The sequence below is a fragment of the Hominilimicola sp. genome, from assembly GCF_046972485.1.
Lineage (GTDB): Bacteria > Bacillota > Clostridia > UBA1381 > UBA1381 > Hominilimicola > Hominilimicola fabiformis.
In genome coordinates this window covers 19,207-30,133 of the sequence record NZ_JBKVWU010000018.1, presented here as the reverse complement: position 1 = coordinate 30,133, position 10,927 = coordinate 19,207, and the positions used below count along the sequence as shown (strand labels likewise).

Here is a 10,927-nt window from a genome sequence, read left to right as displayed (position 1 = left end):
ATCAAGGAATGTTGATACTCTACCAACACTCATTGCAGCACCGTTCTGTGTTTTGATAGCTGCAAGATAACCGAAGTATAGCCATTGGCAAGCTTCTCTTGCGTCCTTAGCAGGCTTTGAAATGTCGAATCCGTATGATTCAGCCATTGTCTTCATTTCTTTAAGAGCGTTGATTTGCATTGTGATTTCTTCACGTTGACGAATTTCATCTTCAAACATTGATTCACTTTGGCATTCAACGAAATCTTCTTGTTTCTTTGCGATAAGCATATCGATACCGTAAAGAGCAACTCTACGATAGTCGCCTACGATTCTGCCACGGCCGTATGTGTCAGGTAGACCTGTAATAATCTTATTCTTACGAACTGCACGCATTTCAGGTGTGTATACATCAAAAACACCTTGGTTATGTGTCTTGTGATACTGAGTGAAAATCTTGTGAAGTTCAGGGTCCGGCTCATAACCGTATGTGCTGCAAGCTTCTTCTGCCATCTTAATACCGCCGAAAGGCATAAATGCACGCTTAAGAGGCTTGTCTGTCTGTAGACCTACGATCTTTTCAAGGTCTTTCATGCTTTCGTCAATATATCCTGGCTTATGAGCGTTGATACCTGTAACGATATGAGTATCCATATCAAGTACGCCGCCCTTAGCTCTTTCTTCCTTCTGAAGCTCTTGAAGTTTACCCCATAGCTTGTTTGTTGCGTCTGTTGGACCTGCAAGGAATGACTCGTCGCCATCATATGGTGTGTAGTTCTTCTGGATGAAATCACGAGTGTCGATATCATCGCACCATTTACCTTGTTCAAATCCTTTCCATTGTTCGAAATCTGTCATTTGTTTTGACCTCCCATAATATATTCAACTGTTTTGTAAACAGTTGTGAACTGATAGTGTTTTACAGTTAGCAAAAAGTTAGCTAAAAGTAAGTTTTTACTGTATGGTTAGCTGTTTCTAACCACGTTGATTATACCATATTAAACATACTTTTGTCAACGATTCATACTATATTGGTATGAGATTTGTCGAAGTACATTAATAAGCAGATAAAAGACAAAATAATTTAGATAATATTGCTAAAACAAATCATATATTTTCATTTGTGTGACTAAGAAAATATTCTTTGATTTTCTGAAAAGTAATATCACTTAAATCATGCTCTATTTTACAACTGTCATCATACGCGGTTTCTTCATCGACACCGAGGGCGATAAGAGCCTTGGCGATAACCTGGTGACGTTCATAGATTTTTTGAGCAATCTCCATACCTTTGTCGGTAAGGGTGATATTGCCGTCGGTATCAACGGTAACATAGCCTTCTTCACGAAAGGATTTCATTGCAACGGATACGCTCGGCTTTGTGAAGTTAAGGTGATGAGCAACATCAATACTGCGAACATAACCGTTTTTGTTCTTTAACATAAGTATGGCCTCCAAATAATTTTCAGCCGACTCTTTGATTATCATAGTTTAACACCTTTCTGTGTGAAAATGTGTACATATTGTAGTAGTAAAGATATTATATCACAATAAATTGCGATTGTCAAAAAATATATTGAATATTTTAAAAAAATTTTCGATAATTTTTTAAGTGAAAACAGTAAGTTTAGGCTAACAAATTTTAGGAACGAATAAAAAATGAGCAAACATAAGGAGAAATACAACATTTTGTGCAAAGTGAACAACAATTTTTAAAGTTGACGCGTAAAAAAGATATGACATATACACTTGACAAGAAAGGTTAGTTTTGATAAACTAACTAATGGTTAGAAAGTGCTAACCAAAAACTATATTCTTGGGGTTAGTTTTTATTTATACGAATGCTAACCAGAACGGAGGTAAATTTATGATGCCTTTAACACTGGTAGATGTTGATGAAGACAACATAATTAAAAAGATTGGCGGAAAGCCGGAAGTAAAAAAACATCTTGAAAATCTTGGTTTTGTTGTAGGAGGACACGTCAAGATAATCAGTAAACTTGGCGGAAACGTAATTGTAAATGTAAAAGAAACCAGAGTTGCAATCAGCAACGAACTGGCACAAAAAATTATGATTTAATTAAAGGGAGGTACAGCGCAAATGAAAACACTTAAACAGGCAGCAATCGGCGATACTGTAAAGGTAGTCAAATTGCACGGTGAAGGTGCGGTAAAACGCAGAATTATGGATATGGGTATCACAAGAGGTGCTGAAGTGCATATTCGTAAGGTTGCACCGCTTGGTGATCCGATTGAGGTCACAGTAAGAGGTTATGAGCTTTCATTGAGAAAAGCCGACGCAGAAATGATTGAAGTTGAATAATTTTGGTATATTCATTAATGTACTGAATTAAATTGTGAAAGAGAGGAATTTAAGAATGAATGTAAGAATTGCCCTTGCGGGTAACCCGAACTGCGGTAAGACAACACTATTTAATGCTCTTACAGGTTCTAATCAATTCGTAGGTAACTGGCCGGGTGTTACGGTCGAGAAAAAAGAAGGTAAATTAAAGAAACATGACGGTGTTGTCATTACTGACCTTCCGGGTATTTATTCACTTTCTCCATATACATTGGAAGAAGTTGTTGCAAGAAATTATCTTATCGGCGAAAGACCCGACGCAATACTTAATATTGTAGACGGTACAAACCTTGAAAGAAACTTGTATCTTACAACACAGCTTACAGAATTGGGTATTCCGGTTGTTATCGCAGTCAATATGATGGATATTGTCAAGAAAAACGGCGATAAGATTAATATTCAGGAATTGTCCCGTCAGCTTGGATGTAAAGTTGTTGAAATATCTGCTCTAAAGGGTACAGGTATTATGGAGGCTGCCGAAGAAGCTGTTTCAGCCGCTAAAAACGGTAAGACAATTCCAAAGCACGAGTTCTCGGGTCCTGTTGAACACGCAATAGCACATATCGAAGAGGCTGTTCTTCATGATATGCCGGAAGAACAACAGAGATGGTATGCAATAAAGATTTTTGAACGTGACGAAAAGGTGCTTGCACAACTTAATATTCCGCAGGAAAAATTGTCACATATTGAAAATGATATTAAAGCGGCAGAGGATGAACTTGACGATGACGCAGAAAGTATCATAACAAACGACAGATATGTTTACATAGCAGAACTTATTAAGGGCTGTTATAAAAAGAAGAGTGCCGGTAAGCTTTCATCATCTGATAAGATTGACCGAATTGTTACAAACAGATGGTTGGGACTTCCGATATTCGCAGTTGTAATGTTCCTTGTATATTACATAGCAATGGTAACAGTAGGTTCAAGTGCTACAGACTGGGCAAACGATGGATTGTTCGGTGACGGCTGGCATTTGTTCGGTATTGGTTCTTCTGCTTACACAGAGGCTGCTGACGAATTCACAAGTGCGTCAGATATAGTAAACGGTTATATTGACGCTGCGAGCGAACAGGGCATTGATACAGACGCAGTTGCAGAGGCACTTGATACAGAATCAGAAGATTTTGATCCTGAAGTTGCTAAGACAGAACTTGCTGCATTTGTTGAAGATGTAAAAAACATTGATGAAATCGAATATACAGTAGTCGATGAAGAAACAATGGCTGATGAAGAAGATACTGCTACATATGATGATCTTCTTGACTCGGTTGACGTTTATGATAAGTACGAATGTGCAGAACCTGATCCTGCCGATTACGGTGTATGGGTACCGGGTATCCCTGTACTTGTTGAAAACGGACTTGACGCAATCAACTGTGCAGACTGGCTAAAGGGACTTATTCTTGACGGTATAGTTGCCGGTGTCGGTGCCGTACTTGGTTTCGTACCACAAATGCTTGTATTGTTCATCTTGCTTGCATTCCTTGAATCTTGCGGTTATATGGCTCGTATTGCATTCGTATTGGATAGAGTATTCCGTAAGTTCGGTCTTTCGGGTAAATCATTTATCCCTATTCTTATCGGTACAGGCTGCGGTGTTCCGGGTATTATGGCATCGAGAACTATCGAAAATGACCGTGACAGAAAAATGACTATAATAACAACAACATTTATACCTTGCGGTGCTAAGACTCCGTTTATTGCAATGATTGCCGGTGCTATCTTCGGCGGTTCGGCTTGGGTTGCTACATCAACATACTTCGTCGGTATGGCTGCAATTATCATTTCTGGTATTATGCTAAAGAAGACAAAGATGTTTGCGGGCGATCCTGCTCCGTTCGTTATGGAACTTCCTGCATACCATATGCCTACAGTTATAAACCTACTTCGTTCAATGTGGGAAAGAGGCTGGTCATTCATTAAGAAAGCCGGAACAATTATTCTTCTTTCAACAATCCTTGTATGGTTTACGACATACTTCGGTTTTGTAGACGGAGCATTCACAATGCTTACAGAAGACCAAATCGACTACTCAATTCTAGCAACAATCGGTAAAGCAATTTCTTGGATATTTGCTCCTCTTGGCTGGGGTAACTGGCAAGCAACAGTTGCATCAATTACAGGTCTTGTTGCTAAGGAAAATATCGTTGGTACATTGGGTATTCTTTACGGTGCAGGCGACGGTTCTGTTTATCAGAATATGGCTCAGAAATTTATCCCAATCAGCGGATATTCATTCCTTGTATTCAACCTGCTTTGCGCACCTTGTTTCGCCGCAATGGGAGCTATCAAGCGTGAAATGAATAACGCTAAGTGGACTGCATTCGCAATCGGCTATCAGTGTGTATTCGCTTACGCAATCGCACTTGTAATTTATCAAATAGGTTTGCTTGTTACAGGCAGTGTAAACGTAATCGGTCTTATATTTGCAATCGCAGTAATTGCATTTATCTGCTATATGCTGTTTAAGCCTTATAAAGAATCAAACACTTTAAAGACTCAAAGATCAGTATCAGCGTAAAACAATATAAGACAAATGATATAAGGAGGGTTTTAAAATGACATGGTTAATGAATAATTTATCTACAATAATTGTGTGTATTGCACTTGTTGCGGTAGTTGTACTTATCATCAATAAGATGATAAAAGATAAAAAGAAGGGCAAATCCTCCTGTGGCTGCGGTTGCAGCAACTGTGCCATGGCAGGTAAATGCCACGGCAAACACTAAAAAATTATGAAAATAACAGCACTTTTGATGTGCTGTTATTTTTTTTTATCAAAACCATAAAATATTCAGTAAACAGTATTGACATTACGGAGTGAAAGTCTATATTAAGACAACTAATTATTAATGGGGTTAATGATTAAATGGATGAAGAAATACAAAGATTTATAAGTATATTTGATCCTAATAAGCGAATAGATTTTACAAAAGTTTTGACAAACGACATAACAAGATCGGAATATGCGGTTCTTTGGATGTACAAAAATATGACTCAAAATTTGGATGTTGTGTATGTGTCGGCTATCTTGCGGCAAATGTTGCGGCTAAGGTTTCGAGAGATATGCGAAAAGACGTGTATAAAAAGGTGGAACTGTTCTCAAATGCCGAATTTGATAAATTCTCTACCGCGTCACTTATAACGCATACGACAAACGATATTACGCAAATTCAAAATTTGCTTGTTATGCTTATCAGGATGGTGTTTTATGCACCGATTTTGGGCGTCGGCGGTGCTGTTAAGGCTCTTGAAAACAGTAAGGAGCTTTCGTGGATAATAATTGTTTCACTGTCGGCAATAGTGATTTTGATAGTGTTTATATTCCTTGTGGCAATGCCTAAAATGACGCTTATGCAGAAACTTGTTGATAAGCTTAACTTGGTCAGTCGTGAAAATATAGAAGGTATGCTTGTAACAATAGCATTTAATTTGCAGAATTTTGAATTTAAACGATTTGACAAGGCTAACGGAGATTTAAAAGACACAGGTACTTAAGTTTAATGCCTATGTAGGCAAATACGTTTAGTCAGGCGAGATATTGGGACGTGTGGACGGCGGTCCGTATATTAAATCGCCGTCAAACGGAAAGTTCATAGAGGTTGACGCCGAGAGGGGTGACTATGTTCTTACAACCGATGTTATGGGTTATGTGGCAAATACATACGATATGTATATCGGTGCGAATATCAAAGAAACGGATATAACCAAAATAAAAGAAGGTCAGTCGGTCAAGATAACGCTTGACGCATACGGTTCACGAAAATTTGAGGGCATTGTAACGCAGGTGAACAGCATTACAAATAATGCACTTACGGGACAGACAACAAGTTTCTCAACTTCCGGTACATACACAAAAACAACTCAGCTTATACCGATTAAGATAAAGTTGGTAAATTCCGATATACCGCTTGAAAATATCATAGGAACAAATGCAACGGTTAATATCAAAGTGAAATAGTAAAAAAAGCATAGAGATAATTTGGGAAATAATTATCAACTATGCTTTTTCTATGGAAAAAATTTAGATTAAGCCGAATATTGATTGACAAGAAATTTGTGCCGTGATAAAATTATTGTAATTTTATAAGAGAAAATGAGAGAGGTGTTTGTATGGCAAATTTGAAACCTGCACAGATAGCGGAGGTAAAGGGAAAAGGCTTTTTGATTAACAGAGGTACTGAAAATTTTTCGGGAAGAATTGTACCGCGCGGAACTGTATTTTCTCCGGACGATTTAAAAACCGTATCGGAAATATCAAGTAAATTCGGTAACGGTAAAGTAATTCCTACAACACGTCTTGGGCTTGAAATTCAGGGTATTCCTTATGAAAACGTACAAGACGCGATTGATTATGCCGAAAGTCACGGACTTAAATTCGGCGGAACGGGAAATAAAATCCGCCCGATTACATCATGTAAAGGTACAACTTGTGTTTACGGCAATTATGACACTCACGCACTTGCCGCAAAACTTTATGATGAATATTACATAGGCTGGGCTGATATAAAATTGCCGCATAAGTTTAAAATCGGTATAGGCGGCTGTCCGAACAGTTGCGTAAAGCCTGCGTTGAACGATTTTGGTATCGAGGGACACAGAATACCTAAGTACAATTCGGAAAATTGCAAAGGCTGTAAGGTTTGTATGATTGAAAAATCATGTCCATCAAAAGCTGCTAAACTTGTTGACGGTAAAATGGTTATAGATGAAAATGTCTGTAAGACTTGCGGAGTGTGCAGTGAAAGCAAATGTCCGTTTAAGGCAGTGAAACCGCATAATGAAGTCGTTTATCAAATATATGTAGGCGGTACATGGGGTAAAAAATCAAGAATGGGTACACCGCTTTCAAAGTTCGTTTCGGAAGACGAAATTGCACCGATACTTGAAAAGACAATGATTTGGTTTAAACTTAACGCAAATCAAAAAGAACGTCTTGGCGTTGCGATAGACCGCTTGGGTGTTGAAAAGTTTGAAAAAGATGTTCTTGAAAATGATGAATTGTTAGAGAAGAAAGATATTTTGTTTGAGTAATAATAAAGAAAATGCACATCTGTCAGATGTGCATTTTTTATGCGTTTATATAATATTTTGAGCCGTCTTTCAATGTTATTCTCCATACGGGCTGAAGTTCGGTAGGGGAGGTGTCAAAATCAATGATATTATATCCGAGTGTAATATCGCTTATTTCGATTTTGCCGTTAGGTTTATCTTTGCTTGCCGAAAATTCAAGCAGAGCGTCGGCAACGCTTTTTGCGTTGCGATATTCGCCGAGTGAATTTTGCGTAAACCATACACCGCTAAAACCCATAAGACCGTCGGAAGTTATATCAAATGTCATATAGTCATTAAAGACAGGTAAATTTTCTATTGTGTAAGTCATAAAAATATGATATTTTCCGTTGTCATCAGATGAAACAATCAAAGCGTTTTGACTGTCGAAACCGTAATAAGCGGCGATTTTTTTACCTTTCTTTGAGGCATTAACCGCATCTATGCCGTGCGTTTCGGACAATGCAACAGGTGTTTTCGGTACAAAAGAAAACTTATTGCCGTCAAAAATAACTTGATTTTCATTTGTTGTGTATGTTTCGCCGTTTTTTGTTACTTCTTTTTTTGCTCCTAAAATATTTTTTGCAAAAGCATCACTGTCTTCAATAAAATTTTGCAGTGTGGCAGAAGAAACTTTTTTTGTTTCTTTATCGATAATTGTCGGAGAAACGGTTATATCGTTTTTGTTCAAAAAAGTAACAAGATTGTTTACAACCTCTTCAGAATCGTTATCGGACATAGAAGTGGGGAATGTACAAATAACGGTCAGGTTTATTACTATAAACAATGAAAGTAAAATAACTTTTATAGGAAAACGTTTCACTTCAACAAGCCTCCTTATTCACTGACAGGAATAGTGATAGTTACTTCAGTTCCTTTGTGGAATTCACTTGATATTTTAATCTTACCGTTAAATGATGATTCAAGCGTTTGTTTTGCGATGGCAAGGCCAAGACCTGTACCGCCTGTGTCACGCGAACGAGCCTTGTCTACACGGTAGAAACGGTCGAAAATGTGCGGAAGTTTATCTTCTTGTATTCCGATACCGTTATCGGCTACTTTGATACAAATGTCGTTATAAACCTTGCTTGAATATACTTCGATAGTACCGCCCTCGCGTGTGTATTTCATTGCGTTGCTGACGATATTTATAATAACGCGTTCCAAACCGTCGTGATCGCCGGATATAACAGGCACTTCATTAATAGGGTGATATGTCAAAGTCTGATTTTTCTTCTTTGCCGTAAGCGACATACGCTCAACGATTGATTCAAGCATTTGACGAATGTCGATCGGCTCCGGCGGTTTTGTGAATGTTTGGTTTTCGTCAAGCTCCGATAGGGTAAGCAGGTCGCTTATAATTCTTGCCATTCTGTCAGATTCGGACGCGATAACGTCAAGAAAACGTACTTGCAATTCTCTGTCAACATCGGGCATATCGGCAAGTGTTTCGGAGTAAGACTTGATTGTTGTAAGCGGTGTACGAAGTTCGTGCGACACGTTCGCAACAAAGTCACGACGTGACTGCTCAAGTTTTTCCTGCTTTGTAACATCATGTATAACGACAATGATACCGCCGACTTTGTTATCAGCCTTGAACGGTGCAAAGTTTAAACGTAAATATTGGTTTGCAAGCTTGATTTCACGTTCGACAGAACCGTCGGGATTCATATAAAGCAAATCACCAAGCGTGATGTTCGCATTGATTTCTTTAAAGAAACGGTCAAATCTAATATCGTCAAGATACTGGCGGTTAAGAAGTTTTTTCGCTTCACGGTTAAAATGGATAAGATTGCCTTTTAAGTCAAATGCGATAATACCGTCATTCATATTTTGAAGAATGGTTTCAACCTTAATTTTTTCGCCTTTTGCTTGGTCGGAGGACTGCTTTCTTGTGTGAGCAAGATTGATAAGCGAGTTTGTAAGGTCGGCAATTTCATCTTTTGAATCTGATTTTTGAAGTGCGTTTATATCACCTGCCGCAAGTTTTTTTGCCTGCACCGAAAGCTGTTTGATAGGGTCGGTGATAGACTTTGAAATAATACTTCCCGCGATTGATGATATAATAAGAGATACCAACAATAAAATCAAAAGAATTGTCACCATACTGTGGGTTACACTGTTTTGCATTTGGCAAGTATCTTTGATGTATATAACATACTTTACCGCGTCACCGTTGTGTAACGGAAATGCGTAGTCCATATAGCTTTGAGTAAGCTTTGTTTCTTTCGATTCCGTACCGTTTAGGGCATTCATAAGTGACGGAGTTGCGTCGGTGGTTGTAGAGCCGTTTGATGAAAATAAAATCTCGCCCGATGAACCGTCAACAATATTGTAATATCTTGATGATGTAATTCCGAGTTTGCCTGAGTGGGAAGATAGGATATTGTTGATTAAATTAATATTGCTTTGGGAATTTTCTTCTATAACAATAGATGTATCCGTACTTTCGGCAGGAATACTTATTTCGTTTGCGGCGGCAAGGAGGTCGTTTTTAATATCTTCGGTGAATACCTCATTAATGCTGTTTGAAAAATCATCGTGATAATGTTTCATAACGCCTAAAATATTGAAACCGCCTATAAATAATTCCATGGCAAGTACAAGCAGTACAAATATAACTGTTATTTTCCAACGTATACTTTTAAACATAAAATAAAAACCTTTCTATAATAAATACTTAAATACTACAAAACACCCAAAACAAATTAATGTTTCGGGTGTATGAGTTCAATATTATTTGTTAAAATAGTAGCCTACGCCACGTTTTGTGATAATGTATTTAGGCATACTCGGATCATCTTCGATTTTTTCTCTAAGACGTCTTACCGTAACATCGACAGTACGAACATCGCCGTAATATTCGTAACCCCATACATTTTCAAGCAATTTCTCACGTGAGAAAATTTTATCCGGCTGCATGGCAAGGAATTTAAGAAGTTCAAATTCGCGAAGTGTTATGTCGATAATTTCGCCGTTCTTAGCAACTTCGTATCTTTCAACGTTGATTGAAAGCTCACCCGAATTAATTGTATTTTGATTTTCAGGTTCTTCCTCAACAACAGGCTGTGCCTTACTTCTTCTTAGGTTGGCTTTAACTCTTGCGGTAAGTTCACGCATTGAATACGGCTTTGTTATGTAGTCGTCCGCACCAAGCTCAAGACCTAAAACTTTGTCAACTTCGTCTTCACGGGCAGTAAGCATAATAATAGGAACTTGTGATTTTTCACGAACTTTTCGGCATACTTCAAAACCGTCCATTCCGGGTAGCATTACGTCAAGTAAAATTAGGTCAGGGTTTTCTTTAAGTGCCATTTCAAGACCTTTTACGCCGTCAAATGCAGACAAAGTCTTATAACCGTCTTTGCCAAGTGAAAATGCAAGAATATCATTAATTTTCTGTTCGTCCTCAATAATGAGTATAGTTCTATCCATTATTAAATATCAATCCTTTCGATTATAGAATAATATTTAAACGAATAACATTCGTAAATATTATTACAAATTTTTCGTAACCATTACATATATTTT

12 protein-coding genes are annotated in these 10,927 nt (G+C 37.8%); 7 read left to right on the top strand and 5 right to left on the bottom strand.

The features are described 5' to 3' along the window. Positions 1–837, bottom strand: an 837-nt coding sequence (locus ACLTU0_RS03845; RefSeq protein ID WP_412321451.1) for a pyruvate formate lyase family protein, incomplete at its 3' end; no start/stop codon positions are given. 249 nt (positions 838–1,086) lie between these two features. Continuing rightward, entirely contained in the window at positions 1,087–1,467 is a 381-nt protein-coding gene (locus ACLTU0_RS03840) for a metal-dependent transcriptional regulator (RefSeq protein ID WP_022230432.1), read from the bottom strand. Positions 1,468–1,846: 379 nt separating this feature from the next. On the opposite strand from ACLTU0_RS03840, the gene ACLTU0_RS03835 reads away from it, so the two are divergent. The 7 genes from ACLTU0_RS03835 (at position 1,847) to ACLTU0_RS03805 (ending at position 7,378) form a co-directional block, all read left to right on the top strand. Further along, complete coding sequence (locus tag ACLTU0_RS03835) at positions 1,847–2,059, top strand: FeoA family protein (protein WP_022229318.1); 213 nt, start codon at positions 1,847–1,849, stop codon at positions 2,057–2,059. A 21-nt stretch (positions 2,060–2,080) separates the two neighbouring features. Then, positions 2,081–2,302 carry a FeoA family protein gene (locus ACLTU0_RS03830; RefSeq protein ID WP_022229317.1) on the top strand — a complete coding sequence of 74 codons (222 nt, stop codon included), beginning with the start codon at positions 2,081–2,083 and terminating at the stop codon, positions 2,300–2,302. 55 nt (positions 2,303–2,357) lie between these two features. Further along, entirely contained in the window at positions 2,358–4,865 is a 2,508-nt protein-coding gene (feoB, locus tag ACLTU0_RS03825) for a ferrous iron transport protein B (RefSeq protein WP_412321450.1), read from the top strand. A 37-nt stretch (positions 4,866–4,902) separates the two neighbouring features. Next, the gene (locus ACLTU0_RS03820; protein ID WP_022229315.1) at positions 4,903–5,073 is read left to right on the top strand and encodes a FeoB-associated Cys-rich membrane protein; all 171 of its coding nucleotides are present in this window, start codon (positions 4,903–4,905) and stop codon (positions 5,071–5,073) included. Positions 5,074–5,320: 247 nt separating this feature from the next. Then, the gene (locus ACLTU0_RS03815) at positions 5,321–5,842 is read left to right on the top strand and encodes an ABC transporter transmembrane domain-containing protein (protein ID WP_412321449.1); all 522 of its coding nucleotides are present in this window, start codon (positions 5,321–5,323) and stop codon (positions 5,840–5,842) included. 52 nt (positions 5,843–5,894) lie between these two features. Next, complete coding sequence (locus ACLTU0_RS03810; RefSeq protein ID WP_412321452.1) at positions 5,895–6,305, top strand: HlyD family secretion protein; 411 nt, start codon at positions 5,895–5,897, stop codon at positions 6,303–6,305. Between the two features lie 152 nt (positions 6,306–6,457). Then, entirely contained in the window at positions 6,458–7,378 is a 921-nt protein-coding gene (locus ACLTU0_RS03805; RefSeq protein ID WP_412321448.1) for a (4Fe-4S)-binding protein, read from the top strand. A 37-nt stretch (positions 7,379–7,415) separates the two neighbouring features. Here the strand turns inward: ACLTU0_RS03805 and yycI are convergent, their stop codons facing one another. From yycI to ACLTU0_RS03790, 3 genes are all read right to left on the bottom strand, one after another. Beyond that, positions 7,416–8,219, bottom strand: coding sequence for a two-component system regulatory protein YycI (gene yycI / locus ACLTU0_RS03800; RefSeq protein ID WP_412321447.1), 804 nt, complete (start codon positions 8,217–8,219; stop codon positions 7,416–7,418). A 14-nt stretch (positions 8,220–8,233) separates the two neighbouring features. After that, on the bottom strand, positions 8,234–10,048 hold the full coding sequence (locus tag ACLTU0_RS03795) for an ATP-binding protein (RefSeq protein ID WP_412321446.1): 1,815 nt from the start codon (positions 10,046–10,048) through the stop codon (positions 8,234–8,236). Between the two features lie 84 nt (positions 10,049–10,132). After that, on the bottom strand, positions 10,133–10,831 hold the full coding sequence (locus tag ACLTU0_RS03790) for a response regulator (protein ID WP_412321445.1): 699 nt from the start codon (positions 10,829–10,831) through the stop codon (positions 10,133–10,135). Positions 10,832–10,927 lie beyond the last annotated feature (96 nt).